15 protein-coding genes are annotated in these 16,778 nt (G+C 67.1%); 9 read left to right on the top strand and 6 right to left on the bottom strand.

Features of this window, described 5'->3' with window-relative positions; all coding sequences use genetic code 11:
* Nucleotide 1 precedes the first annotated feature (1 nt).
* From ON20_RS30065 to ON20_RS30040, 6 genes are all read right to left on the bottom strand, one after another.
* The gene (locus ON20_RS30065; RefSeq protein WP_040841443.1) at nt 2-2,140 is read right to left on the bottom strand and encodes a 3-hydroxyacyl-CoA dehydrogenase NAD-binding domain-containing protein; all 2,139 of its coding nucleotides are present in this window, start codon (nt 2,138-2,140) and stop codon (nt 2-4) included.
* Nucleotides 2,141-2,219: 79 nt separating this feature from the next.
* Entirely contained in the window at nt 2,220-3,431 is a 1,212-nt protein-coding gene (locus ON20_RS30060; protein WP_040841386.1) for an acetyl-CoA C-acetyltransferase, read from the bottom strand.
* A gap of 60 nt (nt 3,432-3,491) precedes the next feature.
* Complete coding sequence (locus ON20_RS30055; RefSeq protein ID WP_040841385.1) at nt 3,492-5,066, bottom strand: AMP-binding protein; 1,575 nt, start codon at nt 5,064-5,066, stop codon at nt 3,492-3,494.
* Nucleotides 5,067-5,113: 47 nt separating this feature from the next.
* Nucleotides 5,114-6,097 (bottom strand): DUF7064 domain-containing protein, encoded by a 984-nt coding sequence (locus ON20_RS30050; RefSeq protein WP_040841442.1) that lies wholly within the window; start codon nt 6,095-6,097, stop codon nt 5,114-5,116.
* Nucleotides 6,098-6,120: 23 nt separating this feature from the next.
* On the bottom strand, nt 6,121-6,984 hold the full coding sequence (locus ON20_RS30045; protein ID WP_040841384.1) for an enoyl-CoA hydratase-related protein: 864 nt from the start codon (nt 6,982-6,984) through the stop codon (nt 6,121-6,123).
* 2 nt (nt 6,985-6,986) lie between these two features.
* A complete protein-coding gene (locus ON20_RS30040) occupies nt 6,987-7,811 on the bottom strand; it encodes an SDR family NAD(P)-dependent oxidoreductase (protein ID WP_040841382.1) in 825 nt (274 codons plus the stop codon).
* 244 nt (nt 7,812-8,055) lie between these two features.
* On the opposite strand from ON20_RS30040, the gene ON20_RS30035 reads away from it, so the two are divergent.
* The 9 genes from ON20_RS30035 (at nt 8,056) to ON20_RS29995 (ending at nt 16,445) form a co-directional block, all read left to right on the top strand.
* Nucleotides 8,056-9,240 (top strand): lipid-transfer protein, encoded by a 1,185-nt coding sequence (locus ON20_RS30035; protein ID WP_040841381.1) that lies wholly within the window; start codon nt 8,056-8,058, stop codon nt 9,238-9,240.
* Nucleotides 9,240-9,695: a MaoC family dehydratase N-terminal domain-containing protein gene (locus ON20_RS30030; protein WP_040841380.1), complete on the top strand. Its 456-nt coding sequence runs from the start codon at nt 9,240-9,242 to the stop codon at nt 9,693-9,695. Before ON20_RS30035 ends, ON20_RS30030 begins: the two co-directional genes overlap by 1 nt.
* Nucleotides 9,692-10,138 carry a MaoC/PaaZ C-terminal domain-containing protein gene (locus ON20_RS30025; RefSeq protein ID WP_040841379.1) on the top strand — a complete coding sequence of 149 codons (447 nt, stop codon included), beginning with the start codon at nt 9,692-9,694 and terminating at the stop codon, nt 10,136-10,138. The genes ON20_RS30030 and ON20_RS30025 overlap by 4 nt, the downstream gene beginning before the upstream one ends.
* A gap of 24 nt (nt 10,139-10,162) precedes the next feature.
* A complete protein-coding gene (locus tag ON20_RS30020) occupies nt 10,163-11,404 on the top strand; it encodes a TetR/AcrR family transcriptional regulator (protein WP_040841378.1) in 1,242 nt (413 codons plus the stop codon).
* A 37-nt stretch (nt 11,405-11,441) separates the two neighbouring features.
* A complete protein-coding gene (locus ON20_RS30015) occupies nt 11,442-12,215 on the top strand; it encodes an SDR family NAD(P)-dependent oxidoreductase (protein WP_040841377.1) in 774 nt (257 codons plus the stop codon).
* Between the two features lie 640 nt (nt 12,216-12,855).
* Nucleotides 12,856-14,091 carry a cytochrome P450 gene (locus ON20_RS30010; protein ID WP_040841376.1) on the top strand — a complete coding sequence of 412 codons (1,236 nt, stop codon included), beginning with the start codon at nt 12,856-12,858 and terminating at the stop codon, nt 14,089-14,091.
* Nucleotides 14,092-14,121: 30 nt separating this feature from the next.
* Nucleotides 14,122-15,099 carry a PDR/VanB family oxidoreductase gene (locus ON20_RS30005; protein ID WP_218002697.1) on the top strand — a complete coding sequence of 326 codons (978 nt, stop codon included), beginning with the start codon at nt 14,122-14,124 and terminating at the stop codon, nt 15,097-15,099.
* A 30-nt stretch (nt 15,100-15,129) separates the two neighbouring features.
* Nucleotides 15,130-15,957 carry an SDR family NAD(P)-dependent oxidoreductase gene (locus tag ON20_RS30000; protein ID WP_040841375.1) on the top strand — a complete coding sequence of 276 codons (828 nt, stop codon included), beginning with the start codon at nt 15,130-15,132 and terminating at the stop codon, nt 15,955-15,957.
* 176 nt (nt 15,958-16,133) lie between these two features.
* On the top strand, nt 16,134-16,445 hold the full coding sequence (locus tag ON20_RS29995; RefSeq protein WP_040841374.1) for a hypothetical protein: 312 nt from the start codon (nt 16,134-16,136) through the stop codon (nt 16,443-16,445).
* The last annotated feature ends 333 nt before the right edge of the window (nt 16,446-16,778 follow it).

The following is a 16,778-nucleotide window of genomic DNA, read 5'->3' as shown; positions in this document are numbered from 1 at the left end:
ATCACTGTCCCGTCAGCGAGGCCGGCGGGGTGAACCGCGCGCCGTACCGGTCGGCCAGTTCCCGCGCGCGCCGCACGAACGCGGCGGTGCCGCCGGGGTAGCCCGCCACGAACTGACTGGTGCCACCGGTCCAGACGGGGAAGCCGATGCCGAGCAGTGAGCCGACGTTCGCGTCGGCGGTCGAGCGCAGGATGCCATCGTCGTGGCAGCGGACGGTCTCGAGCGCCTCGGCGAAGAGCAGGCGATCGCGCAGATCCGCCAGGTCGACCCGCTGCTCCGCGCGCGGGAACCGCTCTGCCAGACCGGGCCACAAGGCTGTCCGCTTGCCGTCGACGTAGTCGTAGAAGCCGGCGCCGGCGACCCGGCTCGGCCTGCCCAGTTCCTCGACCATCGCGGTGAGCACCGCGTCGCCGGGGTGGTCGGCCAGCTCCGCGCCCCGCTGCTGGGCGACCTCGCGGAACTGGCCGCGGATCTTCAGCGGCAACGACAGCGTCAGTTCGTCGAGCAGCGCGAGCGTGCCCACGGGATAGCCCGCCTGCAGCGAGGCCTGCTCGATGGACTGCGGGTCGACGCCCTCACCGATCATCGCCGCGGCTTCCACGAGACGCTGCAGGATGACCCGGCTGGTGAAGAAGCCGCGTCCGTCGCCGACCACGATCGGGGTCTTGCGCATCTGCAAGGCGATGTCGAAGGCCTTGGCCAGGGCGGCGTCGCTGGTCTTGTCGCCGACGATGATTTCGATCAGCTCCATGCGGTCGACCGGCGAGAAGAAGTGCAGGCCGATGAAGTCCTCGGGGCGCGGCAGATCGCGAGCGAGATCGGTGATCGGCAGGGTGGAGGTGTTGGAGGCCTGCACCGCGTCGGGAGCGACGACGTCGAGGACTTCGGCGAACACCTCACGCTTGAGATCGGGGTTCTCGAACACGGCTTCGATCACGAGGTCGGCTCCCGCGAGATCCTCGATGGACGTGGTGGGAGTGATGAGGTGAAGGATCGCGTCGGCGTCCTCGCGGGTCCGCTTGCCCGCGTCGACCTGCTTGCCGAGCACTGTGCGGGCGTAGTCCTTGCCGCGCTCGGCGGCGGCCAGGTCGATGTCCTTCAACGCCACCCGCATGCCGACGAGCGCGCACGACAGGGCCACACCCGCGCCCATCATGCCCGCGCCGAGCACGGCAACGAAGGTCGCGCGATGGGTGGGAAAACCCTTCGGCCGGCTCGCACCGGACTTGATGACCTTCTTGTCGAAGAAGGTGCCCTGGATGATGTTCTTCGCGACCGGGCCGGTGACCAGTTCGACGAAGTAGCGGGTCTCGATCGCGGACGCGGTGTCGAAGTCGACCTGGGTGCTCTCGACGGCCGCGCTGAGAATATTCGTCGGGGCGGGCATGGGCGCCCCCCTGTGGCGGGCGCGCAGCGCGGCGGCACGCACCGGCAGTCGGGCTTCGATCGACGGGGTGTACGCGGTTCCGCCGGGGATCGGCTCACCGCGATCCCACGGCTGGGTGGCACCCGGATTCGCCGAGATCCATTCCAGGGCAGCGGGAATCAGCGCCTCGGCGTCCGGGGCGACGCAGTCGACCAGACCGAGGGCGAGCGCGTCCCGCACGCGATGGGCGGTGCCGGGCAGCAGCACCTTGTCCAGCGCCGTGTCCAGGCCGAGCAGCCGGACGGTGCGCACCACGCCGCCACCGCCGGGTAGCAGGCCGAGGGTGACCTCGGGAAGTCCGATCCGAATGGCCGGTGTGTCCACGGCGATGCGATGGTGGCAGGCCAGGGCGATCTCCAGGCCACCGCCGAGCGCGCTGCCGCCGAGGGCGGCGACCACCGGGACGCCGAGGGTTTCGAGCCTGCGCAGCATCGCCTTGGCGCCGTTGGCGAAGGCGGTCAGTTCGCCCGCCTGCTCGGGGGTGGTGGCGAGCAGGTCGCCCAGATCGCCACCGGCGAAGAAGGTCTTCTTGGCCGAGGTGAGGATCACGCCGGTCAGCTCGGAACCCAGTGCCGCGAGCCGGTCGAGGGCGGCGGAAAACGATGCGGACCAGGCCGCGGTCATGGTGTTGACCGACTGTGTGGGGTCGTCGAAAGTCAGAACGACGACGCCGGATTCGATCTGCTCCCAGGTGATGGTCTCGATGGTGGTCACGGCACCGGCCTCGCTCGGGGTGTTGTCGGAATTCTGTCGGTGGGATGTCCGGGTGGGGGACGTCTGGGACACGGCGCTCTCACACCCGCTCGACGATCGTGGCGATGCCCATGCCGCCGCCGACACACAGGGTGATCAGGCCGCGGCGCTGATCACGACGTTCGAGCTCGTCGATCATCGTCGAGATCAGCATCGCGCCCGTCGCGCCGAGCGGATGGCCCATGGCGATCGCGCCGCCGTTGACGTTGACCTTCTCGTGTGGGAGGTCGAGGTCCTTCATGAAGCGCAGTACGACCGAGGAGAACGCCTCGTTGATCTCGAACAGGTCGATGTCGTCGACGCTCAGCCCGGCGGCCTCGAGTGCCTTGCGGCTCGCCGGGGCAGGACCGGTGAGCATGATCGTGGGATCGGAGCCGCTCACCGCGCCCGCGACGATGCGGGCGCGTGGGGTCAGGCCCAGTTCCTTGCCGATCGCCTCGTTGCCGATCGCGACCAGCGCGGCGCCGTCGACGATGCCCGAGGAGTTGCCGCCGGTGTGTACGTGATCGATCCGCTCCACCCAGTGGTACTTCTGCAGTGCGACGGCATCGAACCCGGACTGTGCGCCGAGCGCGGCGAACGCGGGTTTGATCTTGCCGAGCGACTCGAGGGTGGTGCCCCGGCGGATGTGCTCGTCGTGGTCGAGGATGGTCTGCCCGTTGCGGTCGAGTACCGGCACGATCGAGCGCGCGAATCGGCCCTCGTCCCAGGCGGTCGCGGCGCGGCGCTGCGATTCGACGGCGAAGGCGTCGACGTCCTCCCGGGTGAAGCCCTCGAGGGTGGCGATGAGGTCGGCGCCGATGCCCTGCGGGACGAATCCGGTGGTCAGGTTGGTCTCCGGGTCGTTGGCCCACGCGCCACCGTCCGATCCCATCGCCACCCGGGACATGCTTTCCACGCCGCCCGCCAGTACCAGCGACTCCCAGCCCGAGGCCACCTTCTGCGCGGCGGTGTTGACCGCCTCGAGCCCGGACGCGCAGAACCGGTTCAGCTGCACGCCCGCCACGGTCTCGGGCAGTCCGGCGGCGATGGCCGCGGTGCGAGCGATGTCGGCGCCCTGGTCGCGCAGCGGACCGACCACGCCGAGGATCAGATCGTCGACGCGCTTGGGGTCGAGGCCAGGATTGCGGCCTCGGAGGGCGTGCAGCAGGCCGACGACGAGCGAGATCGGCTTGACACCGTGCAGGGCTCCACCCCTGCCGCGACCTCGCGGGGTGCGGAAGGCGTCGTACACGTACACGTCATGAGGCATTTCGGGTCCTGTTCTCAGGTGTTGGCGCACGACCGGTCGTGGTCCGACGGCGGTCGCGGGTCAGTGGACGGCGGCCGGCGACGCGGAATCCGCGGTCTGCCAGTACGCGTCGCGCAGGGGCTTCTTGTAGAGCTTCCCGGTGGGCAGCCGGGGCATCTCGTCGATGAAGTCGAAGGACTTGGGGCACTTGAATTTCGCGAGGTGCTCGCGACAGAACTCGCTCAGTTCGGCGGCCAGTTCCGGACCGGCCTGCGCCGGATCGACGGCTTGGATCACGGCCTTGACGGCCTCGCCGAAGTCCTCGTCCGGGACACCGAAAACCGCGGCGTCCATCACCTTCGGGTGTGTGACGAGCAGGTTCTCGATCTCCTGCGGGTAGATGTTCACACCGCCGGAGATGATGACGAACGCCTGGCGGTCGGTGAGGTACAGGAACCCGTCCTCGTCGAGGTAGCCGATGTCACCGATCTTGGACATCGTCCCGGTGGGGTCCTTGGCCTCGGCCGTTTTGCCCGGGTCGTTGAAGTACTCGAAGCCACTGCCCTCACCGCGGAACCAGATAGTTCCGGCGACGCCGGGCGGACATTCGTTGCCGTCCCCGTCGAGGATCACCGGTTCACCCATGAACGGCCGGCCGACGGTTCCCTTGTGCGCCAGCCACTCCTCGGGGGTGCATCCGCACATGCCGTTGGCCTCGGTGCCGCCGTAGTACTCGTAGATCACCGGGCCCCACCAGTCGAGCATGGCATCCTTGACCGCGACGGGGCACGGAGCGGCACCGTGCACCACGACCTCGAGCGAGGAGACGTCGTGGGCGCGCTTGTCCTCGGGCAGCTTGAGCAGCCGGGAGAACATGGTCGGAACGACCATCGAGTGCGTGATGCGGTGTTTCTCGACCAGTTCGAGATATAGCTCGGCGTCGAACTTCTCCATCACCACCACCGTGGCCCCCAGGCGCAGGCTGATCGCGACCGTCGATTGCGGGCCCGAGTGGTAGAGCGGGGCGGGTGAGAGGAATCGCATGCCTTCGCGCAGGTGGAACAGTTTGCGGCCGAAATCCTCGATCGCGAGGATCTGGCCCGGGTGCGCGTCGGGCAGCATGCGTTTGATCGCCTTGGGCCTGCCGGTGGTGCCGGAGGAGTAGAACATCGGCGTGCCGAGCCGTTCGTCCTCCCCCGGTGCGGTGCCGAATCCGGCGACCGCCGCGTGGTAGGACTCGTACCGGTCTGCCAGTGCGGGCGAACCGGGATCGGCGTCGACCATGAGCCAACGGCTCACCCGCGGACACCGTTCGGGGAACTCCCGCGCGACCGGGGATTTCGCCGCGGTCGTGATGACCAGCCGCGACTGCGAGTCGTTGATGATGTACGCGGCCTCGGCCGCCGACAGGAAGGAGTTGACCGGGGTGTAGAACAGCCCCGATCGCTCGGCCGCCGACATCGCGACGATCATCTCGAGGTGGTTCTCCATGAACAGCGCGATGTGGTCTCCCGGCCCGATGCCCTCGGAGCGGAACAGCGCGGCCAGCCGGTTCGCCCGTGCGTCGAGGTCACCGTAGGCCATGACCTCCCCACTGGGCGCCATGATGATGGCTGGGCGATCAGGATGTTCGATGGCGCGGCGGCCGGGATACATGGACGTGCTCCTCGGAGACGATTCGTTCGGGTGCGACGGGTGACGGTCTACGGGCGGATCGGCCGCAGGAATTCGGCGACCGCCCAGCCGCCGTGTCCCTCGGCGAGGTCGACGGTCATCTGGCCCATCCGGACGGCGCGGTCCTCGGTGCGCTGGGTGACCGGGACGAAGTGCCGGATGGCGCCGTCGACGAGGATCGTCGGCAGGCCCTCCGCGGTGATGATGCCGACGTGGCGTCCCGAGTACGTGGATTCCCCGGCGTAGTCGGTGTGCACGGTGTAGTCGGTGATCGGGTGCGCGACACCGTCGGTGGTCAGCACCGCACCCGCGGACACCCGCACCCCGGATTTCTCGTATTCGCCGTACGCGCTGAAGGCGGTTCCGTCCGCGAGCCAGCCGGCCACCCATTCACCGGTGTAGGAAGCCCACTCGCGCGGGCCCCACGAATGGTCGCGGAACGAGGTGACCCGGTCGAGCACCCAGGTACGGCGGCCGACCCGGATGGTGCCCGACAGGTGCCCGAACTGCTCGTAGTGGTCGGTCGCGATCGTGGAACCGCCGGGGGTGCAGTCGCCGTCGCTGTTGATCACGAACATCGGGCTCGACGCCTCATAGGTCAGCGAGATCTCGCATTCCTCCGACGGCGCATTCTTCAACGCGATGCGACCGTGCTCGGCCATCAACGACGGATGAACCACGCGGGCGACGGTGTTGCGATAGGTGATCTCGGCCTTGCGCGTGGGCTCGGTGATGGTGATCCCGAGGCCCTGACCGGCGAAGTCGTCGTTCGTCTCGCGCGGCGTGCGCCCGGCCCGGAACGCGATCGCCCCGCCGGGGAGTGTGAGCTGCACCGAGGTCTCGCTGTACCCGAGATTCGGCCGGTTGCCGATCCGGACGAGCCCACCCAGCTGGGAGACCGGATCGACGAAGTTGAAGTAGACGCTCTCGTTGAAATTGGGGATGCCCGCGAAGTCGTGGGTCCCTTCCGCGTCGGCGCCGTACTTGCAGACGGTGAACGGTTCGGTGGACATGGTGCTCGGCACTCCTCGGTGGGTCAGAATCTTTCGGCAGGCGACGGGTCGAACGGCGGGAACACCGCGGGTCTGCGTTCCAGGAACGACACGACCCCTTCGCGCGCGTCCGCCGAGTCGACCCGGCTCGCGTAGGCGCGGGATTCGTCGGCGGCCGCCGGGCCGGGGTGCGAGTGCAGCCAACCGGTGGCCAGCAGTCGTTTGGCGAGCGCGACCGAGGTGGGCGAGGTATCCCGCACGAACTGCTCGGCGTACGCCCTGGCGGCGGTGAGCACCTCGTCGTGCGGCACCACCTGGGTGAGGAAGCCCGCCGCATAGGCTTCGGCGGCGTCGAACACACGGCCCGACAGGATCCAGTCGGTCGCCCGGCCGATACCGACCAGCCGGGGCAAAAACCACGACGACGCGCCCTCGGGCACCACGCCGCGGCGATTGAAGACGAACCCGAACCGGGCCTGCTCGCTCGCGATGCGGATGTCCATCGCGGCGGCGATGGTGACACCGCCGCCGATCGCGTGGCCGTTGAGCGCGGCGATGACCGGCTTCTGCATGGCGAAGAGCCGCTCGCTGATCCGGCCGGCCGGTTCGCGGTAGCCGGTGGGCGTGTGACCGTCGACGTCTTCGGCCAGTGCCCGTGACAGCGTCTCCGGCCCGTCCAGTGCCGCGCCCACGGAGAATGCGTCGCCGGCGCCGGTAACGATCACGACTCGCACCTCGGGGTCGCGGTCGGCCCGGTCCAGCGCCCGCAGGACGTCCACCAGCATCGGCACCCGCATCGCGTTGCGGCGCTGCGGTGCGTCCAGGGTCACCGTCGCGATGCCGCCGGAGGCCTCGTAGCGCACGTCGGCATAGGCCGTTGCGCTCTCGTCGGCGCGAGCGGACGTCATGGTCACAGCCCGCCGCCGCAGACGAGCGTCTGGCCGGTGATGTAGCTCGACTCGGGGCTGCACAGCAGGTAGACCGCGCCTGCAGCTTCCTCGACGGTGCCTGCCCGGCCCAGCGCGATCTGCTTGGTGGCCGCTTCCATCACCGCGGGATCGACGCCGACCTTGATGTCGCGGTCGGCCACCTTGATGGTCTTCTCCTCGGTCGTCACCGAGGTCAGCCGGGTGTTGATCACGCCGTAGGCGACGGCGTTGACGGTGACGTTGTAGCGACCCCACTCCTTGGCGATCGCCTTGGTCAGGCCGACCATGCCGGCCTTGGCGGAGGAGTAGTTCGCCTGGCCGGCGTTGCCCTGCAGGCCGGAGGTGGACGAGACGTTGACGACCTTGCGGCACGGCACCACGCCGGATTCGCGCTCGCGCTTGACCGCGGCGCTGATAACCGGCTGCGCGGCGCGCAGGATGCGGAAGGGGGCGGTGAGATGCACGTCGATGATGTCGTCCCACTGCTGGTCGGTCATCTTCTGGATCACGTTGTCCCAGGTGTAACCGGCGTTGTTGACGATGATGTCGAGGCCGCCGAAGTTGTCCACCGCCGCGGCGGCGAACCGATCGGCGAACTCCGGATCGGTGACGCTGCCCACGCAGGCCACCGCCTGTCCGCCGAGCGCCTCGAGCTCGGCCACGACTTCCTTCGCCGGTTCCGGATCGAGGTCGTTGACGACGACCTTGGCCCCTTCGGAGGCCAGCTTCAGTGCCACCGCGCGCCCGATGCCGCGTCCCGAGCCCGAGACCAACGCGACCTTGTCCTGCAGTTTCCGCACGCTCACGTGCTGCCTCCTGAATTTGCCGTCATGGGCACGACGCCGGGAATCAACGTCCGCCCGCGAGGAATGGCTGTGACTGCCATCACTGTGGTGAATACTAACTTCACCTCATTTGGGCGTCAATGGCAAGTTTTCTCAGGCATTTTTCGCCATATGTTAGTCATGAATATGTATAGTCACGATCGACTCGGCTGAGTGACTCCCCGAGTGGCGGACCCGAGCATCAGCCCCGAACAAGGACAGGCCCATGACAAACGTCTGTATCAGCGGCGTCGGAATGATGCCCTTCACCAAACCCGGAAAGAGCGAGACCTACGACCGGATGGGCGCCGCGGCGGTCCGCGCGGCCCTACGGGACGCGGGCATCGACTACGACGATGTCCGGCAGGCCTACGTCGGCTACGTCTACGGCGACTCCACGTCCGGGCAGAACACGCTCTACGACGTCGGCATGACCGGAATTCCCGTCGTAAACATCAACAACAACTGCTCCACCGGATCGAGCGCCCTGTGGCTGGCCCGCCAGGCGGTCGCCGCGGGTGTCGCCGACTGCGTCCTTGCCCTCGGTTTCGAGCAGATGCAGCCCGGCGCCCTCGTCAACACCTATGGCGACCGCCCGAGCCCCACCGCGCGCGGCGAGAACATCGCGGCGGCCATGCCGGGCGGTGACGAACCGGCTCCCATGGCCGCGAAGCTGTTCGGCGGCGCGGGCCTGGAATACATGTCGCGCTACGGTGTGAGCTCCGAAGTGTTCGGCCGTGTCTCGGTGAAGGCGCGCGCGCACGCCGGCCGCAACCCGCTCGCGGTGTTCCGCGATCCGATCGACCTGGCCATGGTAATGGGCTCGAAGCCGATCTGGGGCCCGCTGACCCTGCTGATGTGCTGCCCGCCCACCAACGGCGCCGCCGCCGCGATCGTGTGCAGCGAGGAGTTCGCGCGTGCCCGCGGGCTGGACGCGAGCATCCGCGTGCGGGCCCAGTCGCTGGTCACCGACCTCGCGGGCACTTTCGAGACCACCGACATGATGAAGGTCGCCGGATACGACATGACGGCGAAGGCCGCCACCGAGGTCTACGAGCAGTCGGGCGTCGATCCGCTGGACATCCCGGTGGTCGAGCTGCACGACTGCTTCAGCACCAACGAGGTCATCACATACGAGGGCCTCGGTCTCACCCCCGAAGGCACCGCGGAGAAGTTCGTCCTCGACGGTGACAACACCTACGGCGGGCGGGTCGTGACCAACCCGTCCGGCGGCCTGCTCTCCAAGGGCCACCCGCTCGGCGCCACCGGCTTGGCGCAGTGCGCCGAACTGGTGTGGCAGCTGCGCGGCCGGGCGGGCGAACGCCAGGTCGACGGAGCGCGAATCGCGTTGCAGCACAACCTCGGTCTCGGCGGCGCCTGCGTCGTCACCCTGTACGAGAAGGTGGGATGATGGCCCTCGATCACGCGATTCTCGATGTCGTCACACCACCGCTGATCGTCGACGTCGAGCGCGGCCGGATCCGGCAGTTCGCCGTGGCGATCGGTGAGGAGAACCCGATCTACCGCGACCAGGACGCCGCGATCGCGGCGGGCCACCCCGATGTGCTCGCACCGCCCACCTTCCTGTTCGGCCTCGAACTCGAGAACTCCCCCGTCTTCGACGATCTCGCGGCCCACGGAGTCGACCTCGGCACTGTGCTGCACGGTGAGCAGCGATTCCGCTACTTCGCCGAGGTCCACGCGGGCGACCGGCTGCGGTTCGACTCCGCCTACGTCGACGCCTACACCAAGGCAGGAGGCGCGCTCGACTTCCTGGTGCGCCGGACCACGGTGACCCGTGACGGTGCGGTCGTGGCCGAGCTCGAGAGCGTCAGTGTCATCAAGAACTCCGGAGGCATATCGTGAACTCACCCGCGTCCGTCGTCACCGAATCCGTGCCGGAGCTGCGGCTCGGCGCCATCACCCGTACCACCCTGGCGCTGTTCGCCGGCGCCTCGGGCGACCACAATCCGATCCATATCGACATCGACTCCGCGCGGGCCTCCGGTGTGGACGACGTCTTCGCCCACGGCATGCTGTCGATGGCCTATCTGGGCCGCCTGCTCACCAACTGGGTTCCACAGCACCGCATCCTCGAGCTGTCCACCCGGTTCACCGCGATCACACCGGTTCTCGCGGAGCCCGTCTTCCGCGCGGAGATCACCAGGATCGAGATGGTCGGCGGCGAACAGCGCGCCCACCTGGATCTGACAGCGGTTCTCGCCGACGGAACCAAGACGCTGGCCGGATCGGCGGTCGTGGCGTGGCCGGCCGGAGAAAGCTCCCGAGATGCGAAAATGACCCCATGATCACGCCCACAGGGGAGAGCTGACATGCCACGACCGACGGCGACGCCGACGAACACCGACACCGACGTGGAGTCACCCGGCCCGTCCACGCGGGGTAGCCGGCGATCCGAACAGATCGCGCGTGCCGCGGCCCGTCTTTTCCAGGACATGGGGTATCAGAACGTCAGTATCGACGAGATCGGCGCCGCCGTTGGTCTGACCGGACCGGCCGTGTACCGGCACTTCAAGGGCAAGTACGCCATTCTCGTGCGCGCCCTCATGGGCCAGGTCGAGATGGTCGCGGAACTCGAAGCGGCAGCGGACAAGACAGGCTCGACACCTCGTGAACAACTCCATCTGTTCCTCGAAGGGCTCGGCGACCTGACCGCCAACGGCGACGAGGCGACACTGTGGCGGCGTGAGCGGTACCACCTCCAGCCGGCCGAGTACGAACTGTTCCTCGATCATTTCGTGGCCAACCGGGACTACATCGCGGCGAAGATCGTCGCCGCGAATCCTGCCGTCGGCGAGCACAAGGCCGAATTGCTCGGCTACGCCGTGCTCACGATGTACTCGAACACCCCGGACATCCGCGGTCACCTGCCGGCCGAGCGACTGATGGAAATCCAGGCCGCCCTGGCCAGGACGATCATCGAGTGCCCGCTCCCCGATCCCGGCCTGGGCACCGCTGTCCTGCCTCCCGCCGTGCCCCGCCGCCCGGCCGGCCGTCGCGAACGCATCATCGAAGCCTCCACGAAGTTGTTCGAGGAACGCGGCTTCTACGACGTGCGGATCGACGACATAGCCAAGGCCTCGGAGATGTCGGTGGCCACGTTGTACCAGCATGTGACCAGCAAAGCCCAGGTGCTGCGCGCCATCCTGGAACGAGGCGCGGAGGGGTTGCTCTATGTCACCACCGACGCGCTGGCGCACGCGACCACCGGCCAAGAGGTGCTCGAGGCGCTCATCCGCACCTATATCCGGCAGGCATTGGGCGTGCACGGCCGAATCATGCATATTCTCGCCACAGACCTGCTGTACCTGTCCGACGAAGAACAATCCGCTCTGCGGGAGACCCAGCGCGAGTATGTCGCCGAATGGGTGCAGGCCATCCGCGAACTCGCCGGCGACCTCACAACGGCGGACGCCCGCGCACTCGCGCAAGCTGTGATAGGTGTCGTCACCGACATATCGCAGGTCCCGCAGTTCCGGCAACGCCCCGGAATCGCCGAGGAACTCACCGCCCTGGCAACCGCAATGGTGCTCCCGCGGAGCCTCATTCGATGACCATCCACTTTTTCCCTCCGAGAAGAGGACGCACGCAATGTCACAGACACAACGACGCCATGCGGTAGTCGTAGGAGGCGCCTCCGGCATCGGCGCCGCGATCGCCCGCGCACTGGCGGCGGACGGAGCGACGGTCACCCTCGCCGACCGCAACGTGGCCCAGGCGCTCGAACTCGCCGCAGAACTCGGCGCCGACCACGATGCCGTCAGGGTGGACGTGACCGACGAGGACGCCGTACGCGAGCTGTTCGAAACGGCTCGTGCCACTCGTGGAGGACTCGACATCGCCGTGAACAGTGCCGGAGTCAGTGCCGCGGGCGCTGTCACCGACCTGCCCGTCGAGAAATTCCGCCGGGTCGTGGACGTGTGCCTCACCGGCGCCTTCCTGGTCGTCAAGCACGCGGCCCGCGCCATGTCGGCCGGTGGCGTCATCATCTCGCTGTCCTCGCTCAACGCACGGCAACCGGGAACCGGTATGGCGGCCTACTGCTCCGCGAAAGCCGGCCTGGCCATGCTGACCCAGGTCGCCGCGCTCGAACTCGCACCCCGCGGCATCCGCGTCAACGCCATCGCACCCGGCATCGTCATGACACCGTTGACCAGCCCCTCGATGAGCGTTCCCGGCCTCGAGGCCGACTACCTCGCCAATATCCCGCTGGGCAGACCCGGCACACCGGAGGAAGTCGCCGACGCCGCGGTCTACATCGCTCGCGCCGCGTGGCTCACCGGAGAGACGCTCGACATCAACGGCGGCGCACACCTGGTGAAATACCCGGATCTGCTGGCGCATTTCCAGCGCGCATCCGCCTGAGCCCGGGTCGGCGAGCGCGGACCGAATCACGGTGAAGCGATACCGCCGCGGTGGTTCGGCACCGCGGCAATTCGACGCTGCCCTCGAACATCGTTACGTGCGATCAGCGCCGCAGTCGAACATCGCTGCCCAGGAAACCGGCGACGCCATGCCGAGGCCGCCCGGAAGCGGTTCCGCCGTGAACGACACATCGGGGCGGCCCTCGTCGTGCTCGCCGATGTCAGGGGGCGCAATCTTCCTTCAACCCACCCAAGGGACATCCAAACCAGATTAACCACTAACAAAACCGACCATAGCAGCCGTGCGCCCGACGCGACGCAGCCCAACCGGCCAGTATGATCCAATCGCGATCAACGGCTCGATTATACGTGAATACTATTGCCTGGCAGCATCTTTCCGAGATTTTCCAATGGGTTCGATCGCGGCGGGCAGCCGCAATACAGATTTATCTCCACCACCCATTGACGAGCTTTTCGCAACGTGTCACGATATGACCGCTAACACACTCTGTGCCCTCCGTCACATTCCCCGGATGGGCGAGCTTTCTCGATTCCCTCGAATCATCAGAGGCTTTCAGTTCGTCATCGCGTGGTGCCGGCCGACGACGGCCACGGCACATCAGCCCAACGAAGGAGCAGTAATGACAACGCAACCCGCCGAAGCAGAGGTCGCAGCCCCCTCGGTCGGCACGGCTGCCACCAGCGACCTGGCCTCGTTCCCCTTCCGGCGCGAATGCCCGTTCGCTCCGTCCGACAAGTACAAGTCCTACTCCGACGACGCGCTGCGCAAGGTCGACTTCAAGGGCGCTCCCGGTTGGCTCGTCACCGGCTACAACAACGTCCGCTCCGTCCTGGCCGATCCGCGCATGAGCGTGCGCGGCATCGACGACTCCACCCGCGGTGACGCCGGCGATCAGGTCGTGCCCGGATTCTTCCTTGCCATGGACCCACCCGAGCACGACGATCTCCGTCGCATCCTGGCCAAGGAATTCACCCCGCGCCGGATGGCCGCCATGCGCCCGACCATCGAACGCATCGCCAACGAGCTGATCGACGACATGCTCGCTTCCGACGGCCCGGTGGACATCGTGGACGCGCTGGCTCTGCCGCTTCCTTCACTCGTCATCTGCGAACTGCTCGGAGTTCCCTACGACAAGCACGACTTCTTCCAGGAACGAACCCGAGCCGTTCTGGCGTCGGAGAGCACTCCCGAGCAGGTCGGAGCGGCGATCACCGACGTCATGACCTACCTGGCGGAGCTGGTGACCATCAAGCAGGCCGAACCCGGCGACGACCTGATCAGCCTGCTGGTCAAGCACGTCGAATCGGGTGCGGTCTCGATCGCGGATGTCGCCGGTATGTCGACTCTGCTGCTCATGGCCGGGCACGAAACGACCGGCAATATGATCGGTTTGGGCCTTTTCTCTCTGTTCGAGCACCCCGACCAGCTGGCCGAGCTGCGCTCGGACCTCGAGCTCATGCCGCAGGCGGTCGAGGAACTCCTGCGGCACCTCGACATCATCGGCAACCTGCCCCGGACCACCACCGAGGACATCGAAATCAACGGCCAGACCATCGCCAAGGGCGAGCTGGTGATGCTGTCCACCGAGGCAGGCAACAGGGACGCTGCCGCCTTCGACGAGCCCGACCGCTTCGACATCCACCGTGACGCCGGCCGTCATCTGACGTTCGGGCACGGCATCCACACCTGCCTGGGCGCCCCGCTGGCCCGGCTCGAGCTGGACGTCGTGTTCACCACGCTGCTGAAGCGACTCCCCACACTGCGCCTGGCCGTACCCGCGGCCGCGGTCCGGGTCAAGTACGAGGCCAAGATCCTCGGCGTCCACGAGCTGCCCGTCACCTGGGATCGTTCGTAGTTCTCGCTGTCGCGGACCGATGGAAGGAGTGTGTCGTTGCCACCTTCGAAAACCAAGGCCCTCAACGGCTTCGACGTCGTCGTCGAGAGCATCGAGGATGTCGCAGCCGGTGTCAAAGCGATCCTTCTGCGGCCGGTGACCGGCGCCGCGCTGCCCGCGTGGAACCCCGGTTCCCATATCGATGTGTTCCTTCCATCGGGCGCGGTGCGCCAGTACTCGCTGTGCGGTGATCTCCGCGAACCGGACGTGTGGCGGATCGCCGTACTGCGCGAACGACCCGGCAAGGGCCGAGGCGGCTCGGAGTACATCCACACCGCGCTGCGAACAGGTACGAAGCTCCGGGTCGGCACCCCCCGCGACAATTTCGCCCTGGTCGAGTCGGATCGATACCTGTTCATCGCAGGCGGTATCGGGATCACCCCGATCCTGCCGATGATCGCCCGAGTCCAGGAGCGCGGTGCCGAATGGCGATTGGTCTACGGCGGCCGCACCACGGAGTCCATGGCGTTCGGGGACGAACTCGAGCAATACGGTGATCGCGTCGAGTTCCATCCGGAAAATCGCGCCGGTCTCCTCGATCTGGCCGGTGTCCTCGACCGAACCCCCGCGGACACCGCGATCTACAGCTGCGGACCCGCCGCGCTTCTCGAAGCACTCGAGCGGCTTTGCCGGGATCGGCCCGCGGGATCGCTGCACACCGAGTGCTTCGTGCCGAAGTCCGACGACAGCGCATCCGAGGACACGGCCTTCGAAGTCGTCCTCGCGAAACAGGAGCGGACGTTCACGGTGCCGCCGGGACAGACCATCCTGCACACACTCGAATCCCAGGGTGTCGACGTGCTGTCGTCGTGTCAGCAGGGCATGTGCGGCAGATGCGAACTCACGGTCCTCGAAGGAACGCCCGACCACCGCGACGAGGTCCTCACTCCCGAGGAACGGGCAAGCAACGAATACATCCTCATCTGTGTTTCCCGGTGCCACGGCGATCGCCTGGTCCTGGATCTGTAACCGACATCCGAATTTCGACAGGAGAGAACAATGGGTCGCGTAGAAGGAAGGATTGCGATCGTCACCGGGGCGACATTCGTCGAACCGGGCGGTCTCAACATCGGCGGCGCCACCGCCACGGAACTGGCCGCCGAGGGCGCACGCGTGGTCGTGGCCGATATCAATGTCGAAGGAGCGCAGCGCCTCGCGACGATCCTCAACGAGCGGCACGGCGAGAAGACCGCCTTGGCGTACGGCATCGATCTGCGCAATGAGAGCGAGATCGCGCAACTGGTGCAACGGACCGTCGATTACTTCGGCGCCCCTGGAATCGTCGTCAACAACGCGGGCATCTTCCCCGCCGACGACGGCGACATCGCCACCATGTCCATCGAGACCTGGGACAACGTCCTGGCTGTCAACCTGCGCGCCGCGATGCTGATGACCAAGCACACTCTCCCCTACCTGTGTGAACACGGCGGCTCGATCATCAATACCGCCTCCACCCACGCCTTCGCCGGCGACAACAGTCTCACCGGGTACGGCGCCACCAAGGCCGCGCTGCTCGCCCTGACCAGGTACACGGCGACGCAGTACGGCAAGGAGAGCGTGCGCTGCAATGCGATCTGCCCGGGTACCACCACCACTCCCCCGGCGCAGGCACTGCCGCAGGAGATCAAGGACATCTACATCCGCCACACGATGAACCCCACGCTCAACGGGCCCACCGAGCTGGCCAAGACGTATCTTTTCCTGGCCTCCGACGACTCGCGCGGCATCAACGGCGAGGTGATCCGAGTCGACGGCGGTCTGCTCGCGCACCAGCCGTTCGTCCCGGACATGCGCAACCTGGGCATGACCACGGCGTCGAGCCAGTGACCCCGACCTGTCGAACCCTACGCGACCCTGATCCACTTCCCTATCGGTTCGACAGCATCCGCGCGCGGCCCCGGAGCTCCGCTACCTTTCCGAGGCGGGTCCGCGTTTCCTGTCCGTAGTCATGAGTGGTTCCGCCGAATGTGACTCCAACGGCGCTATCGAACAGGACATCGAAGGTGACTACTTTTCCTCCGAACCGACAGATCACGAACTCCGGCCCGGGCGTCGTCGCGAACCATCGGCGACACCGCCTCCGCGCGCCGACCCAGGCAGATCAGCAGGCCCGCCATTGCCGGCCCTGGCCCGATGCCTGGCAGATCGTGGAATTCGCCGAGGCATGGTCACCGTTCGGCGGCCCACCGGACGAGGAGTTGTTCGTCCGCTTCGGCATGAACCGTTCGCGGTTCGCCGAAGTCCTCGCCGAGTCCGTCGATCGGATCACGCACCAACTGCGCCCCCGGCAACGCCGGCCTCCGGCAGCACGCTGACACCTGCCGGACATGTCCGCTTCATATCCCTGACGGGGCCCATGAAGCGACCCACCCGGGTCGAATCAGAGGGGTTACGTCACATAGCCCGTTCCCTTCGTTCGGCACTACCGCACACCCCATGCCATATCCGCCGTCTTGCCTACGGTGCGTCATTATTCCCGGCGAAAAGCAGCGATCATCCCGTCTCACGGACAGCTCGGCTTTTCTCTGAGGTCCCTCCACATCGTTGGAGGGCGATGACGGTTCGACGCAAGACAGCCTGGATTATCGACCCTGATGGCCCACGGCGGTACCCCTTCCGGCCGCCGGATAGGGAGATATTGCCAAGAC

The organism is Nocardia brevicatena NBRC 12119, assembly GCF_000308495.1.
Classification (GTDB): Bacteria; Actinomycetota; Actinomycetes; order Mycobacteriales; family Mycobacteriaceae; genus Nocardia; species Nocardia brevicatena.
Note: the sequence above shows the minus strand (reverse complement) of the source record. Positions and strands in the feature narration are given on the sequence as shown.